This window comes from Lacticaseibacillus songhuajiangensis (assembly GCF_003946025.1).
In the GTDB taxonomy this organism is placed as follows: Bacteria; Bacillota; Bacilli; order Lactobacillales; family Lactobacillaceae; genus Lacticaseibacillus; species Lacticaseibacillus songhuajiangensis.
The window spans coordinates 1-24,192 of the sequence record NZ_RHNR01000044.1 but is presented as its reverse complement, the minus strand read 5'-3'; the positions used below and the strand labels follow the sequence as shown (position 1 = coordinate 24,192).

Here is a 24,192-nt window from a genome sequence, read left to right as displayed (position 1 = left end):
AACTCCGCCAGCGGAAGACCGCAATAGCGGGCTGAAGCGGTCCCCGCCCGACGTAGTTCCCGGAGCGTAGCCCAAGCGCACCACCACCGGAGTTGCCGACTCCACCGCCTAACGGCGTCATGAAGACACCAAAGAGGCCCAGCGTGACTTCGTCACTGAAACGCTATCGCTGACGGACAGCATTAGCCCCACGCAAGGAAGGGTGAACAGGTTTCACGGAGCAGGCGGTTACGTGAATTTCGAAAACTGGTATCATGGAACAGAAGTAATTTTCAGTTGGACGGAGGTAGGGCAATGATCTACGGCATAGGCGTTGACGTCACGGAAATCGACCGAATTGTGCAGGCGCAGTCCCGAAATGAACATTTTGCACGCAAGGTGCTGGGCGATGCCGAACTTGCGCGTTGGCAAGAGCTATCTGGCCGGCGCGCAGATGAGTATCTGGCGGGGCGTTTTTCCGTGAAGGAGGCTTACGCTAAGGCGTACGGCACCGGACTAGGCATCGTCAATTTGCATGACGTGCAAACCCTAACGGACGCTGCTAGTGGTAAGCCCTACATTGCTGCCGGTCCCTACAGTGGCCGCGCGCACGTTTCAATTAGTCACAGCAAAGAACTCGTATTTACAGAGGTTATTTTGGAGGAGGAAGCATAATGGTTGTTGCAACACACCGCCCGAGTCGGGTACTAATTGATGAGGGTGCCATCTTCCATAATGTGCAGTCGGCCGTGAACTCGCTTGATGCTGGCAGTGAGCTTTTTGCAGTGGTGAAGGCGGATGCTTATGGGCATGGCCTTGTGCGTGTCGCTCGGGTTGCGGTTAAGGCTGGTGCTCGTGGCTTTTGCGTGGCCGTTCTTGATGAGGCGCTGGCCTTACGGGAAGCGGGCTTTACGCAACCAATCCTCGTGCTGGGCATTGTGAATCCAGAGTATGCCGGACTGGCTGCCGCACAGCAGATTGCGGTGCCGGTGGCTGAAAGGACCTGGCTCGAAGCTGCCGCGGCGCATATCGCTAGCGGTGATCAGCTGCGTGTGCACCTGGCAGTTGATTCCGGAATGGGCCGCATTGGTTTTACGGCTAAGGAAGACCTGCAAGCAGCAGTTGCATTCATGGATGCTCATGCTGAGACTTTTGAATTCAGCGGCATCTTCACACATTTTGCCAGCGCCGATAGTCTCAATGAAGATCAATTTAAGCGGCAAGCGGCAATGTTCAATGAGTTTGTCGCAGCATTGCCGCGGCGGCCACGTTACGTTCATGTTGCCAACACAGCAACTAGTTTGTGGCACCGTGCTTGTCACAGCAATATTGTGCGATTCGGTGTCGGAATATACGGTTTGAACCCGTCCGGACGGGAAATTTCCACAACGCCTTATGCGCTCGAACCAGCATTGAGTTTGAAATCCGAACTGGTGCTGTGTAAACAGGTGGCCGCGGGTGCCACAATCTCTTACGGTGCGACCTATCACAGTGCGCAGGCCGAATATATCGGCACCGTGCCGATGGGGTATGCGGACGGATGGCTGCGGCGCATGCAGGGCTTCCACGTGTTGGTCGATGGGCAGCAGTGCGAGATTGTTGGCCGCATCTGCATGGATCAGTTTATGATTCGTCTGCCGCACGCTTATCCAGCAGGTACCGAGGTGGTTCTGGTTGGCAAGAGCGGTGACCAGGAGATTACGTTGCAGGACGTCGCGGATTACGCAGAAACAATCCATTACGAGATTGCCTGCGCACTCAGTGAACGCTTGCCCCGTGTCAGCATCAATTCAGTACAGTAATCATTACCCAAAATGCAATTAAGGTGGGTACTGCTACGTTCGAAAACACGTGTTTCTTTCCAGTAAGCGATTTGGGAGAAACGGGTGTTTTTTTATACTCGTGAATAGCGATAATAATGCCGAAATCAGTAGCTTTAGCAACGAGAACAGAAGTTGTCTTTGTCATTCGATAATTGTTCTTTCATTTTCAAGACGCTGCTACCAGAAAGCACAAGCTTTTTGCCAGCGAATGTATTAGAATTAATACACGGAAACGCTGGGGGGTGCTTTACGGCCGCGTTTCCAGGGCATTCATGGAGGAAGGTGTCGTTAGAATGGATGTAAATGTAAAGCGGGGCGACATCTTTTTCGCGGATTTGTCACCGGTGATTGGGTCCGAACAAGGGGGACTGCGCCCGGTTCTGATCGTTCAGAACAACGTGGGTAACCACTACAGCCCCACGGTCATTGTGGCGGCCATTACCAGCCGCATCACCAAACCCAAGATGCCGACGCATGTTGGGATGAAGGGTGGCCGCGACGGTCTGGAGCGCGATTCCGTCATTCTGCTGGAACAAGTGCGGACAATCGATAAACAGCGTTTGCGAGATCGCATTGGTGCACTGCCGACAGACAAAATGCGAGCAGTCGACAACGCCCTCAACATCTCGCTGGGACTGAAGCCCTTGCCGCACCGGGAGCACTAAAGTACATACTGCGGCACATGCCGTTTAGGTAGCTGCGGCGTTGATGCGCCGCGGCTGTTTTTTTACTGAAGAACGCACGTTGGTGGCTAAACGCGCTATACTAGTGGTGAAAATATGCCGTGAAAATCACGGAATATTTTTGCGAAAGCACGCCGAAATGCATGCACGGCAAAGCAACTATGGTATTATTAGAGTGATTAGAGAAATTCTCATCAGATTCGCAATTTATTTCATACAGGAGGTCTCCGTATGCTCATTAAGTCCCTCGTTTTAAAGAAAGAATTCCTGACCACGGTCAAGGAAACCGTGACGTTGGAAGAGGCCCTCAAGGTGCTCGAAGACTCCGGGTACCGTTGTGTGCCAATCCTCGATGAAACCGGCAAAATTTTCCGCGGGAACATCTACAAGATGCACATTTACCGGCACAAGAGTCAGGGTGGCGACATGACCTTGCCAGTTACATACCTGCTCAAGAATGCGACCAAGACTATTCCGGTCAACGCGCCATTCTTCAAGGTGTTCTTCAACATCAAGGACTTGCCATACATCGCGGTGCTGGACGAATCCGCTAACTTCTACGGTATTTTGACGCACAGCCGTTTGCTGAACATGCTGTCCGAATCTTGGAACATTGATGTTGGTTCCTACGTGTTGACAGTCATGAGTACTGGCGAGCGCGGTGATTTGGCGGCCATGAGCAAAATTTTGGCGAAGTACGTGTCTATTTCCGGTTGCCTGACACTTGATGCCAAGCGTGGTGAGTATGTCCGCCGGACGCTGTTCACCTTGCCAGCGGGCACGGACGCAGCAACGCTCAACATGATCGTCAACAAGCTCGAGAAGAAGCACTTTCGGGTTGTTGAAATTGACGATCTGCAGTCCGGCCAGCCGGTCCGCAGTGACGAAATCGAGTAGTATCACTGAGCCTCACCTTCATGGTGGGGCTTTTTTGTTGTCGCTGTACGTCAGCGTAAGTCCGTGCCTGCAAGGGTGCGACCTGCACTTTAAGCTGTTTTCATACCGCCGCAAGGCGGTGGAGTCGGCAACTCCGGTAGGAGTGCGCTTGGGCTTCGCTCCGCGGGAACTGCGTCGGCGGGGACCGTTCAGGCCTCCGTTGGAGTCCTTCACTGGCAGAATTGCCGCAAAATCGGCGTCAATTCCGCGCTCCCGACATTAGCATGTGCAGCCTCGGCGAAAAACCACGCCGAGTCTCCAAATGCTAATGTTTTCGCCGACTCCGCCCCCGCCCGCTACGCCCAAGCGTACTCCTACCTCCGTGGCCGACACGTTACTGAGTAGAAAACACCACAGAGACTGGGCAGCAGCACCTGAAATGCTGAGGCTGATGTCAAATAATGAACAAAACTGTAAAACTAGACAATGGCTATCTCCATGACTAGAAAGACCGCGGTAACAGGATTCAGCACACTTGATAGGACAGAAGTATTGATTTCTGAATCGGTGTTTCTCAGTACGTGCCCATCTTTGTCTGATGCCGCAAGTGTAGCCTGAAACCTTCACCGCCACAGTCATGTGAGTGCGCGTCGGAATTGGGGCGGATTGGCGGCAGCGGACGGGAAGGGTGTGCGTGCACACGAAAATGGCAGTGTATGTTTCGCACATGAACTTCGTGCGAAATGTACACCGCCATTTTCGTTAGGAGCGGGATTTTGCCGGCGGGTTTGCGGCAAAATCGCCAGTGGAAGACAGCGCAGCTGGCTGGAACGGTCCCACGCACGCCCTTCCCGGGAGCAAAGCTAATCCGGCCCAATTCCGACCTTCGGTCTAACCGCTGTTTTCATCCTTGCGGATGATTTGATTGAAAGTTTCAACACTTACGCTGACGGACAGTAACAAAAAAGCACCCAGTTCGCAAAGCGAACCGGGTGCTGATGCTTTAGAAGACAATTACTGGCGTGCCGAGTGCAACGGCAGCGTATAGCTTCTTCATGAAGGCAGGCGGGTTGTTGACACAACCGTGACTACCGTGTTCCTTGTACCAAGTACCACCGAACTTCGGCTGCCAGGATGCATCATGCAGGCCAACACCGGTGTAATCAATTGGCATCCAGTAAGAAACAGGACTGGCGTAGCTACTACCATCGGAGTTCTCACCCTTGAGGGTCGCGTTACGCTGCTTGCTCCAGACGTAGTAAACTCCAGTTGGTGTCGAGTGGCCGTCTGGCTTCCCCGAAACGATGTCTGAATCGAGGACAAGCTTGCCATCCTTGTAGTAGTACTCATGCTGGTTTTTCAGATCGACTTCAACGTAAGTGTTCCCAATGTCGGTGCCATCGCTGTTGTAACCTGAACCTTGCGTGATGACCTTCTTAGTGAAGTCCTTACCGGCCTTAATTGCAGTGGTCAGGCTGGCAACTTCAGCGGAGCTACTGATGCTCCAGCCGTAGATACCACCGCTTACACTGACGGTGCCGCGCTTGGTGGAGTTGAAGGACCGCTTTTTTTGATAAGTGGCATATTTGTCGTTGAGCTGCTTAACAAAAGCGGTGAGCCCGCTTTGGCTAACGGTCACTGCGCCGTTAGCGTAACCGAGCCAGCTGGTTAAGGTCTTGGTTGGAATCGTGATGTTGTGATTTTCAACCGTAACGGTTGCCTTAATTTTGCTAATCTTGCTCAGCGTGCTGCGTTCTTGCTTGAACTTGCTACTGCTGGTCGTCACGCTTGGTTTTTCGTATGTCTTGCTCAGGTCGATGCTGTGCTGATCCTTTGCAATAGCGGTTTCGAGTGCCGTTGCGAGTTTGGCGCTGGCGACTGTATTCCCGTTTGTTTCCTTAGTTACCACCAACTTGCCGTCAGTGAACTTCATGCTAGCGTCCACTGGTTTGGTGCGGTTAGTGTTGAGTTTGGCGCTGAGCGTTGCCGCGTACTTTTTTAGTGTGGTGGTGTTCAGCTGGTAACCAATTTTGGTGGTCTGCTTGCTACCGCCGAAGAGGTGAGCGGGCCAGGACCACGCATTTTGCGATTGCTTGATCTTGCTAATGGTGCCCTTGAAATCCTTACTGATCCCCAGCGTGTTGCCAGAGGCCGAGGCAACGGTTTTGCCATTATCGGTCACCTTATAAGGATTAGCGGAGACGGTTTTGGCTAACGTGGTTTCAGCTGCGGCTGGTGACTTGCCCCCAATGTTAGTACCCAGGACGTTGGTTCCGGGCAAAAGTCGGTTCTGGTAGTAGAGACTACCCCCGACATAGGCAACTGCGAGCACTCCAAAGACTGCCGCAGCGGCCAGTAGTGTTTTGTTCTTTGCGGGCAAAATGGCCACTCCTTTCGGACGTTAACTAATTGTTACAAAAATATTACCAAACAATCATAGCGCTGTTTGCCTAAAAAGTGAAGCTTAAGCAAACATCTTTCCTTACTGTTGTTTAGTAAGTATATCCTAAAATTGTGCCCATATCGTGTCATCTTTACAAAGTTAATCTTACGGTTTTTGACAATGTTGTCATGTAAACGGATACGGCAAAAATGCATAAATGAATATGATTTAAGCGTGAGTTTGTCGCAATCGCCACTAGACGAATCTTTGTTATTGTCATGATCACTTGACTACTGACGAGGGCTTTGACGGCGGCAGTCATCTGCGGAAAGTGAATAACAGTAGCGTCAGCTAACTAATCTTTGAAACAGCGCAAATAAAAACCCCTCACGTTTTCACGTGAGGGGCAAACGACAACCGGGGGAACGGCTGCCTACGCATGTACCGGTAACCCAGGGTGTCACCACATGCGCTTAAGTTGGGTCAGAAATTACTGACGGAACTTGATGTCGGATGCGGAGAAAGCATCGTCGATGATCTTCTTGAGCTGAGTTGCGGAAGCCTTCATGCTGGCCTCTTCGTCTGCTGGAAGAGGAAGTTCGATGATTTCCTTGATACCGTTGCGGTTGATAACTGCTGGGGTACCAATGTAAACATCGTTGATACCGTACTGGCCGTCCATGTATACGGACAGTGGGAGTACGGCGTTTTCGTCGTTGAAGATAGCCTTAGAAATCCGGGTGAGGGCTGTACCAACACCGTAGAAGGTTGCACCCTTCAAGTTGATGATGGTGTAAGCTGCGTCACGAACGGATTCGTAGATCTTCTGGAGCTTTTCGTTGGTGAGTTCTGGGTGGCTCTTCTGGTATTCGGCAATGGTCAAACCGCCAATGGTAAGGTGGCTCCATGCAGCGAATTCAGTGTCACCGTGTTCGCCAAGGATGTAACCGTGAACGGACTGAGCGGAAACGCCAGCGACGTCGGCAACAGCCTGACGAAGACGAGCAGTGTCCAGAGAAGTACCGGAACCGATAACCTTTTCCTTAGGGAAGCCGGAAATCTTCCAGGTAGCGTAGGTCAAGATGTCAACTGGGTTAGCAGCGACAAGGAAGATACCGTGGAAACCAGATTCAACGATTGGGTTAACAACGGCATTGATAATGCCAAGGTTCTTGTTAACGAGGTCGAGACGAGTTTCGCCAGGCTTCTGAGGTGCACCGGAAGTAATTACAACGAGGTCTGCGTCAGCGCAGTCGCTGTAGTCAGCGGAGTAAATCTTCTTTGGGGAAGTGAATGGCAATGCGTCGGAAAGGTCAATTGCGTCACCCTTCGTCTTGTCCTTCACGATATCAACGATACCGATTTCCTGAGCGACGCCCTGCTGGACCATCGCGAATGCGTAACTAGAACCAACGGCCCCGTCACCGACGAGGATTACTTTCTGATGCTTAATAGCTTCTGCCAATGTGTTATCATCCTTTCTGATATACCTTCATAATACGCTGAACATTATACCATATTTCAAAATGAAAACAGGTTCAGCGGGTGAAAACTTGCAATTACTAATGTAAATTGTTCGCAATTTGCTGCAAAAAGTTGGCTGCAACTGCTTTTGGGCAATTCTTGCGTGGTGCTTGCGCGTGAGTCGGTAGATTCGGCGCACAATTATGGCGGCGTGTCCGCCGCCGAGCGCATGGTTTTGGCACACGTGGTATACTTAGCGGCAGTAAAAAGTTGAGATGAAGATAAACGGTCAATAAGCCACAAGGCGGATTGGGTACTGACGTGCCCCTTTGCGCTTGCTGGCCCTTTTTGCGTTTATTAAGGAGGAAATTGGAAGTTGCTGATGATTGTAGGTCTCGGTAATCCGGGCAAAAAGTATGCAAACACGAAACACAACGTTGGTTTTTTAGTTTTAGACAAGCTGGCTGCCAAGCTTGGTGTCACGATCAGTAAGCTGGAGTTCGAAGCGGCCACGGCCAGCACTTTTGTGAATGGCCAAAAGGTCCTGCTGGTTGAACCGCAGACTTTCATGAATGATTCTGGCCGCGCCGTGGGACCGCTCATGCAATACTATCAGGTGGGTGTGGACGAACTCATCGTTGTGCAAGATGATCTGGACATGCCGCTGGGAAAGTTGCGGCTGCGCGCTAAGGGATCAGCCGGTGGTCATAACGGTCTCAAGAGCATCATCGCCGCCATTGGTAGCAGCGATTTTGCCCGCGTCAAAATTGGTACGGATCATCCGCAGAAGCAGACCGTTGTCGACTGGGTACTGACGCCTTTTAGTAAAGTGGACCAGCCGCTCATTGATGGTGCCATGGACAAGGCGGTTGACCTGCTTGAAGATTGCATCGCTGGCAACGCTGTGGCCGACCTCATGAACAAGTACAATTAGAAGAAACGAGGTCCAATCATGGATTTAGTGTCGATGCTCGCCAGTGCGCCCGAAATGCAAAAGTTATGGCCGCAACTAGACGCGGGCCGTCATTTGGTGACGGGGCTGGCAGGATCCAGCAAGACGGTCTTCATGGCCGCGCTGACATCGCAGCGCCAAGCACCAATTTTAATAGTAGAAAATGATCGCAATCACGCCGACGAACTCGCTGCCGATTTGGGGAACGTGCTCCCGACGTCTTCACTGTACACTTTTCCAGTTGAAGATATTCTGGTAGCTGAAGCGGCAACCACCTCACTGGATGCACGTAGCGAGCGGGTGAGTGCACTTAACTTCCTGCGTAGTGGTGAATCCGGGGTGGTTGTCACCAGCATGGCCGGGTACCGGCGCTTGCTGCCAGTCGTCAAAGAGTGGGATGCGGCGCAAATGCGGATTGATGCCGATTCCGAGGTGGACCCGGCAAGCATGGCCACGCGCCTGCTACGGATGGGCTACCGCCGCGATAACCTGGTGAACGCGCCAGGGATGTTTGCAATTCGCGGGGGAATTATTGACGTTTACCCACTGGACGCAGACCAACCGATTCGAATTGAACTGTTTGATACCGAGGTGGATTCCATTCGGGTGTTTGACGCGGATACGCAGCGCAGTCAGGACCGGATTGACCACGTGGATATTCCTGCAGCCAACGATATGCTTGCTGGCGATGCAGAATTACGTGCGGCGGGCGTCCGTATCGGGGCGGCAGTTAAGAAGTACACGGCTGCTGCCGATGATGAGGCGGAAATGCAGGTGGCGGAAGCGTTTGCCCAAAAGGCCCAGCGCGTTGCGGCTGAACTAGACGGTGGCGTTGTCCCAGATGGCATGGCGGAGTTTGCCGGCGCACTTTACCCGGACGGCACCACGCTGCCGGATTATTTACCAGCCGGGGCAGTGGTCGTCTTCGACGATTACACCCGCACCTTGGATAGCGATGCCGGTATTTTGCAGGAGTACGGTGCGCGGCAGGGTGACCCGCTGCTGAGTTTGCAGCCGCAGTTTACCCCGGTGCAAGAACTGGAACGACGCGACAAGCACCCGCACGTTTTTCTCTCCCTATTTCAAAAGGGGATGGGCAACTTACGCCTGACCAGCATTACCAATACGCAAGGACGCAGCGTCCAGCAGTTCTTCAGTCAGCTGCCACTGCTTAAGGCTGAAGCCGAGCGCTGGACCAAAATGCAGCAGACGGTGCTCTTACTCATTCAGGAACCCGTACGTGAGCCCAAGGTGCTCGCGAACCTACGTGATTTTGAAATTCCCGCCAGCCTCGGCGATGCCGCCGACGTGACCCCAGGTAAGCTGCAGATTATCCACGGCAACTTGCAAACTGGGTTCGAGTTGCCCAGTGCGCGCCTCGTGGTGCTCACTGAACACGACCTGTTTAATGCCAAGCCCAAGCGCAAGGTTCGCCACCAAACGCTGGCCAACGCGGAGCGGCTGAAGAGTTACAACGAACTCAAGGTTGGCGACTACGTGGTGCACGTCAACCACGGGATTGGGGTCTACAAGGGCCTGCAAACCCTGACGGTTGACGGTGTGCACCAGGACTACATCACGATTGAGTACAAGGATAAGGGGCAACTCTTCATTCCGGTTACCCAGCTCAACCTCGTGCAAAAGTACGTGGCGTCTGAAGGCAAGAAACCGGCAATTAACAAGCTGGGCGGCAAGGAGTGGCAGAAGACTAAGAGTCGCGTTGCCGCCAAAATCGAAGACATCGCTGACGACCTGATTGACTTGTACGCGGCACGCGAAGCCGAGAAGGGTTACGCCTTTAGTCAGGATGATGCGCTCCAACAGGAATTTGAATCTGAATTCCCTTACCCCGAAACGGTTGACCAGTTGCGGTCGGTGAAGGAAATCAAGAAAGACATGGAACGACCGCGGCCGATGGACCGATTGCTGGTCGGGGACGTGGGCTTTGGGAAGACCGAAGTGGCCCTGCGTGCTGCGTTTAAGGCCATTACTAATGGCAAGCAGGTGGCGCTGCTCGTGCCCACCACCATTTTGGCGCAGCAGCATTACGAGACCATGCGCGAACGTTTTGCCGATTTTCCGGTCAACGTGGGGATGCTGTCCCGTTTTGCTAGTGCCAGTCAGGTCAAAGAGACATTGGCCGGACTAGAAGACGGCAGTGTCGACATCGTGGTCGGCACGCACCGCTTGCTGAGCAAAGATGTGCACTACAAGGATTTGGGGCTACTCATCATTGATGAAGAACAACGTTTCGGCGTTAAGCATAAGGAACGCATTAAGCAGATGCGGCGCAACGTGGATGTACTGACGCTCACCGCCACACCAATTCCGCGTACGCTCAACATGTCGATGCTCGGTGTCCGCGACCTCTCTGTCATCGAGACACCGCCAACCAACCGTTACCCCATCCAGACTTTTGTGATGGAACAAAATGCCCTCGCCACCCGGTCCGCAATCCAGCGCGAACTGGATCGTGGCGGGCAAGTCTTCTACCTGCACAACCGGGTGGAAGACATTGAGCGCACCGTGGATAACCTGCAGCAACTCGTGCCGGAAGCTAACATTGTGTACGCGCACGGCCAGATGAGCGAGACCCAGCTGGAGCGGGTCATCACCGACTTTTTGCAGGGTGAAGCCGACATTTTGGTGACCACTACCATCATTGAAACGGGTGTCGACATGCCGAATGTCAACACGCTAATCATTGAAGATGCCGATAAGTATGGGCTGTCGCAGCTCTACCAGCTGCGCGGACGGGTTGGACGCTCCAGCCGGATTGCCTACGCCTACTTCATGTACCGCCCAGGGAAGGTGCTAACTGAAGTTGCCGAGAAGCGCCTGGCCGCCATCAAGGACTTTACCGAGTTGGGTAGCGGCTTCAAAATTGCGATGCGGGACCTCTCGATTCGTGGCGCAGGCAACTTGCTGGGCTCCCAGCAACACGGTTTTATCGACTCAGTAGGTTACGACCTCTACACGCAAATGCTTCAAGAGGCCGTTGCCCGTAAGCAGGGTCAAAAGGCGAAGGTGAAGACCGATGCCGAAGTCCGACTGGACGTTGATGCCTACCTGCCAGATGATTACATTAGTGATCCGCTGCAGAAGGTGGAAATCTACAAGCGCGTGCGCCAGATTGAGAACGTGGATCAGGAACGTGAATTGCAAGATGATCTGATTGACCGGTTCGGAGATTACCCAGAACCGGTGGCCACCTTGTTCACCGTCAGCGCCATTAAACGGACTGCTGACCAGGCGCTGGTTGAATCAATTCGGCGTAGCGACCGGAAGCTCATTATCAAACTGAGCAAGCACGCCAGCCGGCACCTGAGCGGCGAACCAATTTTTGCAGCGCTCAGCCGCACCAAGTTGCGCGCAACTGTCGCGACCAGCCAGGACCGTTTGGTGGTCACCTTGCTGATTGAAAAAGGAATGGCCGAGTATCTGTGGCTCGAACAGTTGCAGCACTTTATGGACGGCCTGCTGGAGCAGACGCCGGATGCGGCGTCGGAGAAGAAGGACTAGCAAATCCTAAGTTTTGCTAGCATTTTGCTTGCCATCGGCTGCGGCGGGTTGTGCTAGTGCACAATAACAGAAAAAAGCGCTGGGCGCGGGAAGGAGAGCGGGATGCGCAACGTGCAGATGAAGCACCTCATGACGGGTGCTTGGATACTAAGCCTCGGCGGTTTAATTAGCAAAATTCTGAGCGCTGTCTACCGGGTGCCGTTTCAGAATTTAGTTGGCGACACCGGCTTTTACATTTACCAACAGGTTTACCCGCTCTACGGCATTGGCATGGTGCTGGCGCTTTCCGGTCTGCCCGTGTACATTTCAAAACTCATTGCGGCGCAGCCAACCGCAAGCGCGCGGCGCGCAACTGCGCGCAAAAGTATTCTGCTACTGACGCTACTCGGTGGCGGCATTTTTGCACTCACTATGTTTGGCGCGCCGCTGATTGCACGGGCGATGGCGGATCCGCAGTTAACACCACTTATTCGCGTTGTGGCGGTCATGTTCTTATTGCTGCCAATTGTTGGCGGTGCGCGCGCGTACTTCCAAGGGGTTGGCGATATGGTGCCAACTGCCAGTAGTCAGGTGGTTGAACAGATTGTGCGGGTGGCTATCATCATCGCTGCAGCGGCAATCGGACGGGTGCAACACTGGTCACTCTACCTGATTGGGACGGTGGCAATGTCTGGCGCTATCGTTGGTGGTAGTGTTGCGGCGCTGATGCTGATGCGGCCGCTGCGTAGTGAGCTTAGCGGCCGGCTACTGCCGACGCCAGATGAGCGGCCTGACCGGAATTTTGTTCGCCACTTCTTGATGGATGGCGGGGCACTGGCACTGTTTTCTGCGTTGCTGGTGCTGATGCAGTTGGTGGATAGCTTTACCATCACCCGCACGCTGACGGCGTCCGGAATGGCACCGCACCTGGCTAAAATCGCCAAAGGGGTGTACGACCGTGGCCAGCCGCTGGTGCAGCTGGGATTAGTGGTTGCGACCGCGTTGTCACAGAGCATGCTACCGGATTTAACGCGGCGGCACCTGCAAGGCCGCGCAGACAGTTTCAAACGGACCGCGGTCATGATGCTTCACCTGAGCCTGATTAGCGGCGTGGTTGCCGGATGTGGGCTCATGGTGATGATGCCGGCTGTTAACCTGTTCTTGTTTGGCGACACGCAGGGGTCTGGTGTCCTCGTGGTCTATGTGCTGAGCGTCATTTTGGTCTCTGCACTGAACGCGATGAGCAGTCTGCTGCAAAGTCAAGATCAGTTCCGGGTGCCCAGTATTGCGCTCGGGACGACCCTACTTGCCAAGTTTTTGCTCACACCGATTCTGACCAACATGGCGGGCACTCTTGGCAGCGCTTGGGCAACGGTACTGAGCCTGGCAATTGGACTCAGTCTGGTATACCGGGCGCTACCACTGGCGATTCGCCTGGCACTTTGGGATAATCGTTTTAGGCGCAAACTGGTTAACGTGGCGACGGTAATGGTCGTTACCGGCACAACAACTTTACTGTTCATGCCTTTGACCGGACGCTTGCACGGGCTAGCAGCGTGTTTCGTTGTCGGTGTCGTCGCCTTGACTTTTGGCCTTGTGGTCGCGGTGCGTAGCGGTCTGCTGAGTTTACGAGAGTTATTAATGATTCCGGGCGGCCGGCAATTAGCAAAATTATATTTAAAAGTAACGAATCATAGAAAGTGAGAAAGATATTATGCGATTGGATAAGTTTCTGAAGGTATCACGGATCATCAAGCGGCGGACAGTCGCAAAGGAAATCGCCGATAAGGGCCGCATCATGGTTGGCGACCGGGTGGCTAAGTCCAGCACGGATCTTTCCGTTGGCGATGTGCTCACAATTGGCTTTGGTAACAAAACACTAGTGGTGCGCGTTGACGAACTGATTGAAACCACTAAGAAGGACGCAGCTGACTCCATGTACACCATTTTGAGTCAGGACGCAGCCAAGCAGGACTAAGTCGCAGTGCGGCTAATTGGCTAAGGCGTCATGAAATAGGCAGCCACTCGTAAATGGGTGGCTGCCTATTTCATTGTGGACGCCACAAATAATTCTGCGGCGGCTGCCCCTGAATTTTGGCATCGAGCCTATACCTACGCCGCGCTTCTTGGTATACTTGCCGATAGGACCCGGAAAGGACGATGGTGATGGCAAAAGCAGCAATTAGTCGAATCGATAATGACTATGTGCGCGCACATGACGCCGCGAAGCAGCAGGCACGTGCGCACCAGACACGGCGGCGTGTGCACAAACGGCGCATGATTGTGATGCTGCTCTTACTTGCCGTCGTTTGTGTTGTGGGCGCGGTGCGTTTGCACAGTCTTAGTGTGCAGCAGCGCAGCGCCGACGTTCAGTTGCGTCAGGCGAAACAAAAACTCGCTAAGGTGAAGGATGAAAAGCAATCCCTCAAGGTGCAAGTGGACCAACTGAATAATGAAGATTACCTCGCTAAACTTGTACGCTCGCAGTACTACGTTTCCAAAAAAGGCGAGATTATCTTCACGTTGCCTGCATCAGCAAACCGCATTCCGGGCGACGATTCAACCAAATAGTGAGACGCGCAGTCAAGGAGGACTTTTTAGTATATGTCAGTAGCAGTTGGGGCAAAGGTTAGCGGCAAGGTTACAGGAATCACGAACTTCGGTGCCTTTGTTGACATTGGTGATGGGCAGACCGGTCTTGTCCACATCTCAGAAATCTCTGACCAGTTTATTAAGGATATCCATGATGTTCTGAGCGTCGGTGATGAAGTGACAGTTAAGGTCATGACAATTAAGGACGGCAAAATGGGCTTGTCCATTCGCAAGGCGGCAGATCACCCGAGCGAAGGCGGCCATGAGCACGGCAATCGCGAACACGGTGATCGTGAGCACAGCGGGCGGCCACAGCACCGCAATTTTGAACGCGACAATAATCGTGATAACCGCGGCGGTGATCACCGTGACAACCATCATGGCAGTGGCCGCGGGAATTTCAAGTCCGCGGCAAAGGGGGATGACTTCGATTCCCTCCTTTCCGGGTTCTTGAAGGATAGCGAACAACGCCTGTCCACCATTCGGCGGAACACGGAAGGCAAGCGCGGGGGCCGTGGCGGCCGGCGGAGCTAATCAGTCCGCAGCACCTAAAACGCGCAAACAAAACCCAGTTAGAGTCCGCACCGTGGATTCTGACTGGGTTTTCTTGTTTTGAACAAAAGGATGATTGGAAAAGCGAGGTGGTGTGAGTGCTCAGCAGTAAACAGCTTGCCGAACAACTACAGACTTTGCAGGTGCAGCCGGGGAGCGCACTGCTCGTGGCGGTATCTGGAGGCGCGGATTCATTGGCGCTCCTCGACTTGTTGCTGCCCTTGCGCGCGCAAATGCAGCTGCAACTGGCCGCGGTGCACATTAACCACGAGTTGCGGCCTGAATCACAGGCCGAGGAAAAGCGGGTGCGGGAGTATTGCCACGTGCATGCGGTGCCGCTGGACGTTTGGCATTGGCAGCAGGCCGCCCACCCAGCAAGCGGCACCGAAGCGGCTGCACGCAGCTTTCGTTACGACCAGTTTGAACGCTCGGCGCAAGCACGTGGTAGTGACTACATTCTGACCGCTCACCATCGCGACGACCAGGCGGAGACAGTCTTGTTTCGCATGATGCGCTCTGGTAGTGTGCACGGGATTGGCGGGATTGCAGCACGTCAGACGTGGCGCGGCAAAATTCTGCTGCGGCCATTGCTACCGTATTCGCGGGAGCAGTTGCGCACGTATGCGGTGCAGCACGAATTGCCGTTTAGCGACGATCCGAGCAACGCGGATACGCGCTATAGTCGCAACTTCATTCGGGCAGAGGTGTTGCCGCTCATGCGCACGCGTGAACCCCGCGTTGATGACCACCTGAACCGGTTAGCGTCCGAAACGCAGGGACTACTGGCATTGGCTAATGTGACACTGCGTCGTTTTTTGACGTTTCTAGGTCCAAAGACCGATGAATTTGATTGGACCCCAGTGCAAGATGAAGAACGCACGGTGCAAAAAATGGTACTGCAAGCCGCCTTACAGCGCATTTTGCCGGGCGTAGCGGACGCTCAAGTGCTGCAGGCGCTCGCGGCTTTAGAGGCGGCTGACGGGCGCACGCGCTATGTGCGCTTGAATAGACAGCGGCAACTGGCGATTCAGGGCGCATGCGTCCATGTTGAGCCTATTGACGCTGGGTCGACGACTGCGCCGCGCGCGCGTGTTCTTAATTGCGATGGTCCAGGCGTCGCCTACCGTCAGGGCAGTATTTGCTTAGTGACGACAGTGCGCCCTGGGGACAGGTTGTTAGCTGGCATGTGCACCGCGGCGCCGCTGACGCTGCGGGTACGGCAGGCGGGAGACCGCATTGTGCTCAATGATGGCCACCACCAGAAACTGCGACGCACGTTCATTAACGAACGGGTGCCGGCAGATGTGCGCGATTGTTTGCTAATTGCCGCGCGCGGAAGCGATGTTGTGTGGATTGATGATTTACGGTTAAACCAATTGTTAAAACAGCCGGCAACTGATAAAATCAAGGCAAACTTGGTCTATAGACAGTGAGCGCAGAAAGGCGGATTTAACGATGAACCCTGATATTGAACGGGTACTTTTCTCAGAGGAAGACATTCACGGGATTGTTCGTGATTTAGCTACGCGAGTAAATCAGGATTACCAGGGCAAGGTGCCGCTGGTTGTGTGTGTGCTAAAGGGGGCCGTTATCTTCATGACGGACTTTGTGCGGGCATACAAGGGCATGCTCGAGATGGACTTTATGGACGTTTCTAGTTACTCGGGCGCCCATTCTACTGGCGAGGTGCGAATTCTGAAGGATTTGGATACCAGCGTCAAGGGTCGTGACGTCATCATTCTTGAAGACATCGTGGATACGGGGGCAACGCTGCAGTCGCTCACCGAATTATTCGAACACCGGGGTGCGAACTCCGTCAAAATTGTGTCACTGTTTGACAAGCCGAGTGGTCGGCGGGTCGTCGTGAACGTTGATTACGTGGGGACTAGCGTACCTGACGAATTCATCGTGGGCTACGGGCTCGATTACAATGAGCATTACCGAAACCTGCCGTTCATTGGCATCCTGAAACCGCAAGTGTACGGCAACTAATTGCCAATTTTGCGACTGGCTGTGGTATGCTAAGCAAAGTCGATAGAAGTATATTGCTGAGTGCTGGAGGTTATGCATGAAGAATAAGAGAACCAACTTGTTCAGCAGTACACTCACTTACCTAATTATGTTCATTTTGCTGGTGGCCGGTTTCGGCTACTTCATGCATGGGGATAGTAGTTCCCCTACGGAAACGATTAAGTCCAGTGAGTTTATTGCTGATCTTAAGCAGAACAATGTTAAAGAATTTTCTATCCAGCCAAGCGGCAGTGTTTACAAGGTTAGCGGTTCTTACCGGAAGGCGCAGACGAGCAAACAGACAAGCAACACCCTGTTTGGCTCTAGCAAATCTAAGGTGAGTCGTTTCAGCACTGTTGTCCCGGGTAACGATAGCTCCCTCAAGAACATCGAAGCCCTCGCGCAGGATAACAAGGTCAAGAACTCAACTGCTGAAGAGTCTAACTCTGGTACGTGGCTGAGTATCCTGATTACCATCGTGCCGATGATTATCATCATGGTCTTCTTCTACATGATGATGAACCAGAGCGCACAAGGTGGTGGCGGCAACCGGATGATGAGCTTCGGCAAGTCCCGGGCGAAGCAGTCAGAAAAAGCGAACAACAAGGTGCGCTTCTCTGACGTTGCGGGTGCTGAAGAGGAAAAACAGGAACTCGTTGAAGTGGTTGAATTCCTGAAGAATCCGAAACGCTACCTCGAACTTGGGGCGCGCATTCCATCTGGGGTGCTCCTCGAGGGGCCTCCTGGTACTGGTAAAACCTTGCTGGCCAAGGCCGTAGCTGGTGAAGCGGGCGTACCGTTCTTCTCCATCTCCGGTTCTGACTTCGTTGAAATGTTCGTCGGGGTCGGGGCTTCCCGTGTCCGTGATCTGTTTGACGAAGCGAAGAAAAAGGCACCAGCAATCATCTTCATCGATGAAATCGATGCGGTTGGTCGCCAGCGTGGTGCCGGCATGGGTGGTGGTCACGACGAACGTGAACAAACCCTGAACCAGTTGCTGGTTGAAATGGACGGGTTTACCGGCAGCGAAGGCGTTATTGTCATGGCTGCGACGAACCGTTCCGACGTTTTGGACCCAGCTTTGCTCCGTCCCGGCCGTTTTGACCGTAAAATTCTTGTGGGTCGTCCAGACGTTAAGGGCCGTGAGGCAATTCTCAAGGTCCACGCTAAGAACAAGCCACTCGCTGACGACGTTAACCTGAAGGCAGTTGCAAAGCAGACGCCTGGGTTCGTTGGTGCTGACCTCGAAAACCTGTTGAACGAAGCTGCCCTTGTGGCTGCTCGTCGTAACAAGACGGTGATTGATGCCAGTGACGTGGACGAAGCCGAAGACCGCGTGATTGCCGGTCCTGCTAAGAAGGACCGCGTTATCACCGAACAAGAACGCCGGACCGTGGCATTCCACGAAGCCGGGCACGCCCTCATCGGGCTCGTGCTTTCCGACTCACGGGTTGTACGGAAGGTTACTATCATTCCGCGTGGACGTGCCGGCGGTTACGCCATCATGTTGCCAAAGAATGATCAGTATCTGATGAGCAAGAAGGACCTGAACGAACAAATCACTGGGTTACTTGGCGGCCGGACTGCCGAAGAGATTATCTTCGGACAGGAAAGCAGCGGGGCATCTAATGACTTCGAACAGGCAACTCAACTTGCCCGCAGCATGGTCACCACGTACGGGATGAGCGATAAGCTCGGTACCGTTACCCTGGAACGTGAAGGCGGCCAGCCATTCGTTGGCGCCCAGTACGGTCAGGGCAGTGGTTACTCTGAAGCAACCGCAGCGAAGATTGATGATGAAGTACGCAGCATCATCGACACTGCGCACAAGCGTGCTTACGAGATCATTCAGGCACACCGCGAACAGCACAAGATTATCGCGGAAGCCCTGCTCAAGTACGAAACTCTGAACGAAGAGCAGATTCTCAGCCTCTTCAACGATGGCAAGATGCCAGAGAAGAAGGAACAGTTCCCTAGCGAAAAGGCTGCAACTTTTGAAGAATCAAAGGCTGCCCTTGAACAAAAGGAAGCTGAGAAGCAGGCCAAGTCAGCAGAGACCACGGATGATGATTCATCTCAGGATGACGCTAAGCCGGCCGATGCTACTCCTGAAAAGAAGAGTGGCGACGACATTACGCCGCTGGATGACTCTCACGACAGTGACGACGACTCCACCGACTAATAGTTACAAGCAAAGCCCCGACCATTGTGTCGGGGCTTTTGTTGTTCGTCAGCGATAGCATTTCAGTGACGAAGTCACGCCGGGCCGCTGCGGTGTTTTCAGACCACCGTTAGGTGGTGGGGTCAGCAACTCCGGCGTGAGTGCGCTTGGACTGCGCTCCGGTGAACTACGTCGGGTGGGACCGCTCCAGGCGGCCCTACGGTGTCCGTCTCACTACGCGCTAAAGCGCGAGGTCGACTGGCTTCGCCGTCTTCCGCTGGCGGATTTGCCGTAAAACCGGCGTCAAATCTGCGCTCCTGAGATAATCTGCGGTGTACACCCGGCAAAACCAGCCGGGCATACACTGCAGATTATCTTGTCGCCCGACTCCGTTTCCTTCGTTCCGCCTAAGCGCACTCACGCCTCCGTGGCCGACACGTTACTAAGTAGGAAATGCCGCGCTAACGCTCGGCTACACATCGGTCGTGACTAGGCGATGAATGTCTCCTGTACTTAGAAAGGATGCGGCAACAGTATTCACCATGTTCGAGAAGAAAGATAAACTGCTCACTGTGCCAGCTTATCTCAATCACGTGTACGTCTATCTTTGGTGTTTCGGCTTATGCAGCCTTGAAACCCCCACCACCAGAATGTTGTTGTAGCACCTAGGGACTGGGGCGGCTTGGTGGAGTGAACGCAGACAGGTGGCGCGCAAAGAACACAAATAGCCCACACAACCGGCGAAGGCCGTTTTGTGTGGGTTATTTGTGTTCGGGGTAAATCTTTTTGACGTGGGCTTCGGCAAAAAGTTTAGCGGTAGCCTGGCTTGCCAGGCGTGAGCGACCCCGCGCCACCTGTCTGCGGGCACGCAACCAAGCTGTCCCAGTCCCGACCTTGCGGTCGAAGCCTTATTTTCAAATCCAGTATTCTTGCGGATAAAAATTTCACGGCTTATGCTGACGGACAGCGTGTGTTGGCTTCCCATGGTCGTGTTGTGCTATGCTGACACTATCTATGACGAAAAGTGAGAGGAATACAACAATGGGTGACTACTTAGTTAAAGCGATGACAGCAGACGGCATGTTCCGTATCTACGCAGTTGACGCAACTGCGGCGGTACGTGAGGCGCAAAAACGCCACGATACCTGGTCCGCTTCATCCGCGGCGCTCGGCCGGACGCTGATTGGCACGGGCCTTTTGGCTGCTGCTGAGCTCAAGAATAAGGACGACATGCTCACTGTACGTGTCCAGGGTAATGGTCCTGCTGGAATGATTGTTGCTGATGGTGCCAGCGATGGCACGGTGCGTGGTTACATCCAAGAACCACACGTGCACCTGCCACTCAACGTGGTTGGCAAGATTGACGTCTCCGCGGCGGTTGGCAAGCAGGGCATTCTCGCCGTAACCAAGTTGCTTGCGGGTGGAGAACCCTTCACTGGACAAGTGCCACTTGTCTCCGGTGAACTTGGCGCTGATTTCACCTACTACCTTGCTAAGTCTGAGCAGATTCCGGCTTCCATGGGTGTTTCCGTCTTCGTGAACGCGGACAATACCATTGGTGTTGCCGGTGGTTTCCTCGTTGAGGCATTGCCGGGCGTGACGGACGCTGCCCTCAAAAAACTGGAAGAAAACATCAAGACGTTGCCACTGGTTTCGGAGATGCTTCGGCAAGGGCTCAGTCCTGAAGAAATTTTGGACCGGGTAGTCAAAGGTCAGAAATTGATGATTCTGGACACCGTACCGTTTGCCTTCAAGTGCACTTGCAGCAAGGCCCGTTTCTGGAAATCACTGCAGACATTGCGCAAGTCTGAGTTGCAGAGCATGATTGACGAGGATCACGGGGCAGAAGCGACGTGCCGCTTCTGCGGTGCGCAGTATCAGTTCAGCGAACAGGAACTACGCAAAATTTTGGCAGATAAGAACTAATTTTGTACTTACTATTGGTGAGTGCTAGAATAAAACAAAATTAATGATGAGGTGAAATACGTGGCTGTTTGGCACATTGGTGATATTGAAATTCCGAATCAGGTTGTCGTTGCACCCATGGCGGGGGTAACGAACGCCGCCTTTCGGGTGACCGCCAAGGAATTTGGCGCCGGGCTGGTTGTCTGCGAGATGATTAGCGACCGGGGCATTATGTACAACAACAAGAAAACTCTGGGCATGATGTTTGTGGATCCGCGCGAACACCCAATTTCCATTCAGATTTTTGGTGGTAGCAAGGAAACCCTCGTGAACGCAGCGAAGTTTGTTGACCAGAACACGCAGGCTGACATTATCGACATTAACATGGGTTGCCCAGTACCTAAGGTGACCAAGACGGATTCTGGGGCCCACTGGCTGCTAGATCCCGACAAGGTTTACGAGATGGTCGATGCTGTTGCGCATGCCGTCAGCAAGCCACTTACGGTCAAAATGCGCACCGGTTGGGATGAAGACCACATTTACGCCGTCGAGAATGCGCTGGCCGCTCAGGCTGGTGGTGCCCAAGCGCTAGCAATGCACGGTCGGACGCGGAAACAACTTTATTCTGGTCACGCTGACTGGAACATTTTGGCAAAGGTCAAGCAGGCGCTAGACATTCCATTCATTGGGAATGGCGACGTGCGCAGCCCGCAAGATGCAAAGCGGATGCTTGATGAAGTTGGCGCCGATGCGGTCATGATTGGGCGTGCGGCACTCGGGAATCCATGGATTCTGAAGCAGGTGCAGCAATACCTGGATAACGGTGTGCTGATTGACGAGCCGACGCCGCGGGAGAAGATCACCACGGCGAAGTTGCAGCTCCACCGATTGGTGGAACTTAAGGGCGAAGACCTCGCTGTTCGCGAGTTCCGGTCCCAGGCAGCATACTACCTGAAGGGAATTCCACGTTCCGCAAAGACCCGCGCGGCGGTCAACTCGGTGAACACTGAGGCAGAAGTTGCGCAGATTTTTGATGAATTTGTAGATAAGGTCGAATCACGGCCGGTGCACCGTTAATATTGCGTGAGTATGGGAAGCAAGCTGCGGATGTAGCTTGCTTTTTCTGAAATTGGCCCAGAAACAGGCGCATTTACGAAAGTAAGCAATTGCCCGTAGTCAATGCCACGGGTACAATAGGCTGTGATGGCGAAAACCAGACTGTCAAAATTTGAAATGCGCTTTGCACCACCATTTACGGATTGCAGAGCGTACGGGAATCAGCATGGCTTAAGCCGTGCGCTGGCAGTGTGGTGAGTACACACGTAATGATTCGCAATAATCAATTAGATTGAGAGTGGAGGAACCATAGTGGCAAAGAAGAGCGCCGAAGAGATGCAGATGAACGACCAAATGCGGGCTCGTCGCGAAAAGATGGAGTGGCTGCGTGATGCAGGCATCGATCCTTTTGGACACCGTTTTGACCGGACGCACAACACCGAGGAAATCCGTCAGGGTTTCGGTGACTTAAGCAAGGAAGAACTGGAAGAAAAGCACGCTGAGGTTGTCATTGCTGGTCGCATGATGAGCAAGCGCGGCAAGGGGAAGGTCGGCTTTGCTGACATCCAGGACCGCGACGGCCGTATCCAGATTTACGTCCGTAAGGATGTTGTCGGTGAAGATAACTACCAGATTTTCAAAAAGTCTGACTTAGGGGATATCCTCGGTATCGCCGGCGACGTCATCAAAACCGATATGGGTGAATTGACCGTGCGGGCAACACACCTCACCTTCCTGTCCAAGGCATTGCGGCCACTGCCAGACAAGTTCCATGGCCTGCAGAACATTGAGCAGATTTACCGGCAGCGGTACCTGGACCTGATGACCAATAAGGAAAGCTTTGACCGCTTCACCAAGCGGACGAAGATTATCAGCGCCGTTCGTTCTTACCTGGATGGTAATGGTTTCCTTGAAGTGGAAACGCCAGTACTACACAACCAGGCTGGTGGTGCCTCTGCACGGCCATTCATCACGCACCACAACGCACTCGACATTGACCTTTACATGCGCATTGCGCTTGAATTGCACCTCAAGCGTTTGATTGTCGGGGGCATGGAACGCGTTTATGAAATCGGTCGCGTGTTCCGGAACGAAGGGGTGGACACTAAGCACAACCCTGAATTCACGGAACTGGAAACCTATGCTGCATACTGGGACCTGAGTGACGTCATGAACGAGACTGAAGGCTTGTTCCGCTACGTGGCGACCAAGGTGCTTGGCAGCGGCCAGATTACGTACCAGGGCAAGGACATTGACCTGGACGCACCTTTTGCGCGTGAACACATGGTGGATGCTATCAAGCGGGTTACGGGTGTTGACTTCTGGCAGCCGATGACCGATGAAGAAGCACGCAAAATTGCGGATGAACACCACGTTCGTTATGAGAGCTACTGGAAGGTTGGCCACATCATCAACGCTTTCTTTGAAGAATTCGTTGAAGATACACTGGTTCAGCCAACCTTCATTTATGGTCACCCACTGGAAATCTCACCGCTTGCGAAGAAGGATGAAAAGGATCCTCGCTTCACCCAGCGTTTCGAGTTGTTCATTGATGGTAATGAGTATGGTAACGCCTTTACGGAACTAAATGACCCAATCGATCAGCGTGAACGTTTTGAAGCCCAAGCTGCTGAAAAGACGGCCGGTAACGACGAGGCCCAGGGTATCGATGAAGACTTTGTCGAATCTCTGGAATATGGTATGCCACCAACGGGTGGTCTCGGGATCGGGATTGACCGCTTGGTAATGCTGCTAACGGATGCTGCGTCGATTCGTGACGTGCTGCTCTTCCCAACATTGCGTCCATAATTTTGAAAAAAAGCTCAAGTCACTTAGATGGTGGCTTGAGCTTTTTGTTTGGATTTAATTCGTAGATAGAAGTGATTCGAAGCGATTTTGCTGTGTCTGGTACGTATAATCCGAATGATTAACATTCGAACGTGAAGATTATGGTGATAATCACGAATGAAATTGAAACCTTGACGAGGGCTGAGGATGCTGATACTATAGTTAAGTCGCAACGGCGAGTAAGCAATTACTTAACAGCGACATCATAATAAAAGATATCAAGTTGGCTGTTGACAGATAGTTAATCAGCTGATAAGATATCAAACGTTGTGAAAAATGATAGCTCCTTGAAAACTGAACAAAGTTTCGTATATGTGTAGGTTCTTCAGTTTAGTGCTGAAGGAATTAAAACATTTGCGATGTCAATTCGCTTTTTTAAAAACAATAATGAGCTCTTTGAGCTCTCT

At 53.1% G+C, this 24,192-nt stretch carries 18 protein-coding genes; 16 read left to right on the top strand and 2 right to left on the bottom strand.

Annotation, left to right across the window (positions count from 1 at the left end; genetic code table 11):
• Nucleotides 1–294 precede the first annotated feature (294 nt).
• The 4 genes from acpS to cbpA all read left to right on the top strand — a co-directional run bounded on the left by acpS (nucleotide 295) and on the right by cbpA (nucleotide 3,382).
• Nucleotides 295–654, top strand: coding sequence for a holo-ACP synthase (gene acpS, locus EKM97_RS09735; protein WP_125572215.1), 360 nt, complete (start codon nucleotides 295–297; stop codon nucleotides 652–654).
• Nucleotides 654–1,781: an alanine racemase gene (alr, locus tag EKM97_RS09730; protein WP_125572214.1), complete on the top strand. Its 1,128-nt coding sequence runs from the start codon at nucleotides 654–656 to the stop codon at nucleotides 1,779–1,781. The genes acpS and alr overlap by 1 nt, the downstream gene beginning before the upstream one ends.
• A 314-nt stretch (nucleotides 1,782–2,095) precedes the next feature.
• Complete coding sequence (locus tag EKM97_RS09725) at nucleotides 2,096–2,467, top strand: type II toxin-antitoxin system PemK/MazF family toxin (protein WP_125572213.1); 372 nt, start codon at nucleotides 2,096–2,098, stop codon at nucleotides 2,465–2,467.
• A gap of 249 nt (nucleotides 2,468–2,716) precedes the next feature.
• A complete protein-coding gene (cbpA, locus tag EKM97_RS09720; protein ID WP_125572212.1) occupies nucleotides 2,717–3,382 on the top strand; it encodes a cyclic di-AMP binding protein CbpA in 666 nt (221 codons plus the stop codon).
• A gap of 982 nt (nucleotides 3,383–4,364) precedes the next feature.
• Here the strand turns inward: cbpA and EKM97_RS09715 are convergent.
• The gene (locus EKM97_RS09715; RefSeq protein WP_164507513.1) at nucleotides 4,365–5,741 is read right to left on the bottom strand and encodes a L,D-transpeptidase family protein; all 1,377 of its coding nucleotides are present in this window, start codon (nucleotides 5,739–5,741) and stop codon (nucleotides 4,365–4,367) included.
• A 493-nt stretch (nucleotides 5,742–6,234) separates the two neighbouring features.
• On the bottom strand, nucleotides 6,235–7,209 hold the full coding sequence (locus EKM97_RS09710) for an L-lactate dehydrogenase (protein WP_125572210.1): 975 nt from the start codon (nucleotides 7,207–7,209) through the stop codon (nucleotides 6,235–6,237).
• A gap of 375 nt (nucleotides 7,210–7,584) precedes the next feature.
• Between EKM97_RS09710 and pth the strand changes: the two genes are divergently transcribed.
• The 12 genes from pth to lysS all read left to right on the top strand — a co-directional run bounded on the left by pth (nucleotide 7,585) and on the right by lysS (nucleotide 23,746).
• A complete protein-coding gene (gene pth / locus EKM97_RS09705) occupies nucleotides 7,585–8,142 on the top strand; it encodes an aminoacyl-tRNA hydrolase (RefSeq protein WP_125572209.1) in 558 nt (185 codons plus the stop codon).
• Between the two features lie 18 nt (nucleotides 8,143–8,160).
• Nucleotides 8,161–11,682: a transcription-repair coupling factor gene (gene mfd / locus EKM97_RS09700; RefSeq protein ID WP_125572208.1), complete on the top strand. Its 3,522-nt coding sequence runs from the start codon at nucleotides 8,161–8,163 to the stop codon at nucleotides 11,680–11,682.
• A gap of 102 nt (nucleotides 11,683–11,784) precedes the next feature.
• The gene (locus EKM97_RS09695; protein WP_125572207.1) at nucleotides 11,785–13,365 is read left to right on the top strand and encodes a polysaccharide biosynthesis protein; all 1,581 of its coding nucleotides are present in this window, start codon (nucleotides 11,785–11,787) and stop codon (nucleotides 13,363–13,365) included.
• 10 nt (nucleotides 13,366–13,375) lie between these two features.
• Entirely contained in the window at nucleotides 13,376–13,639 is a 264-nt protein-coding gene (locus EKM97_RS09690; RefSeq protein ID WP_125572206.1) for an RNA-binding S4 domain-containing protein, read from the top strand.
• A gap of 188 nt (nucleotides 13,640–13,827) precedes the next feature.
• Nucleotides 13,828–14,232 carry an FtsB family cell division protein gene (locus EKM97_RS09685; RefSeq protein WP_164507512.1) on the top strand — a complete coding sequence of 135 codons (405 nt, stop codon included), beginning with the start codon at nucleotides 13,828–13,830 and terminating at the stop codon, nucleotides 14,230–14,232.
• Nucleotides 14,233–14,265: 33 nt separating this feature from the next.
• The gene (locus EKM97_RS09680; RefSeq protein WP_125572204.1) at nucleotides 14,266–14,787 is read left to right on the top strand and encodes a S1 domain-containing RNA-binding protein; all 522 of its coding nucleotides are present in this window, start codon (nucleotides 14,266–14,268) and stop codon (nucleotides 14,785–14,787) included.
• Between the two features lie 116 nt (nucleotides 14,788–14,903).
• A complete protein-coding gene (gene tilS / locus EKM97_RS09675; protein WP_125572203.1) occupies nucleotides 14,904–16,238 on the top strand; it encodes a tRNA lysidine(34) synthetase TilS in 1,335 nt (444 codons plus the stop codon).
• A 22-nt stretch (nucleotides 16,239–16,260) separates the two neighbouring features.
• Nucleotides 16,261–16,797 (top strand): hypoxanthine phosphoribosyltransferase, encoded by a 537-nt coding sequence (hpt, locus tag EKM97_RS09670; protein WP_125572202.1) that lies wholly within the window; start codon nucleotides 16,261–16,263, stop codon nucleotides 16,795–16,797.
• 76 nt (nucleotides 16,798–16,873) lie between these two features.
• Nucleotides 16,874–18,997 (top strand): ATP-dependent zinc metalloprotease FtsH, encoded by a 2,124-nt coding sequence (gene ftsH, locus EKM97_RS09665; protein ID WP_125572201.1) that lies wholly within the window; start codon nucleotides 16,874–16,876, stop codon nucleotides 18,995–18,997.
• Nucleotides 18,998–20,017: 1,020 nt separating this feature from the next.
• On the top strand, nucleotides 20,018–20,902 hold the full coding sequence (gene hslO / locus EKM97_RS09660) for an Hsp33 family molecular chaperone HslO (RefSeq protein WP_125572200.1): 885 nt from the start codon (nucleotides 20,018–20,020) through the stop codon (nucleotides 20,900–20,902).
• Nucleotides 20,903–20,962: 60 nt separating this feature from the next.
• Nucleotides 20,963–21,958 carry a tRNA dihydrouridine synthase DusB gene (gene dusB / locus EKM97_RS09655; RefSeq protein WP_164507511.1) on the top strand — a complete coding sequence of 332 codons (996 nt, stop codon included), beginning with the start codon at nucleotides 20,963–20,965 and terminating at the stop codon, nucleotides 21,956–21,958.
• 315 nt (nucleotides 21,959–22,273) lie between these two features.
• A complete protein-coding gene (lysS, locus tag EKM97_RS09650; protein WP_225419263.1) occupies nucleotides 22,274–23,746 on the top strand; it encodes a lysine--tRNA ligase in 1,473 nt (490 codons plus the stop codon).
• Nucleotides 23,747–24,192 lie beyond the last annotated feature (446 nt).

Bases quoted from the DNA above. Each gene is read 5' to 3' on its own strand.
- acpS (WP_125572215.1), top strand. From the start codon at position 295: ATGATCTACGGCATAGGCGTTGACGTCACGGAAATCGACCGAATTGTG.
- alr (WP_125572214.1), top strand. From the start codon at position 654: ATGGTTGTTGCAACACACCGCCCGAGTCGGGTACTAATTGATGAGGGT.
- EKM97_RS09725 (WP_125572213.1), top strand. From the start codon at position 2,096: ATGGATGTAAATGTAAAGCGGGGCGACATCTTTTTCGCGGATTTGTCA.
- cbpA (WP_125572212.1), top strand. From the start codon at position 2,717: ATGCTCATTAAGTCCCTCGTTTTAAAGAAAGAATTCCTGACCACGGTC.
- mfd (WP_125572208.1), top strand. From the start codon at position 8,161: ATGGATTTAGTGTCGATGCTCGCCAGTGCGCCCGAAATGCAAAAGTTA.
- EKM97_RS09695 (WP_125572207.1), top strand. From the start codon at position 11,785: ATGCGCAACGTGCAGATGAAGCACCTCATGACGGGTGCTTGGATACTA.
- EKM97_RS09690 (WP_125572206.1), top strand. From the start codon at position 13,376: ATGCGATTGGATAAGTTTCTGAAGGTATCACGGATCATCAAGCGGCGG.
- EKM97_RS09685 (WP_164507512.1), top strand. From the start codon at position 13,828: ATGGCAAAAGCAGCAATTAGTCGAATCGATAATGACTATGTGCGCGCA.
- EKM97_RS09680 (WP_125572204.1), top strand. From the start codon at position 14,266: ATGTCAGTAGCAGTTGGGGCAAAGGTTAGCGGCAAGGTTACAGGAATC.
- hpt (WP_125572202.1), top strand. From the start codon at position 16,261: ATGAACCCTGATATTGAACGGGTACTTTTCTCAGAGGAAGACATTCAC.
- ftsH (WP_125572201.1), top strand. From the start codon at position 16,874: ATGAAGAATAAGAGAACCAACTTGTTCAGCAGTACACTCACTTACCTA.
- hslO (WP_125572200.1), top strand. From the start codon at position 20,018: ATGGGTGACTACTTAGTTAAAGCGATGACAGCAGACGGCATGTTCCGT.
- lysS (WP_225419263.1), top strand. From the start codon at position 22,274: ATGCAGATGAACGACCAAATGCGGGCTCGTCGCGAAAAGATGGAGTGG.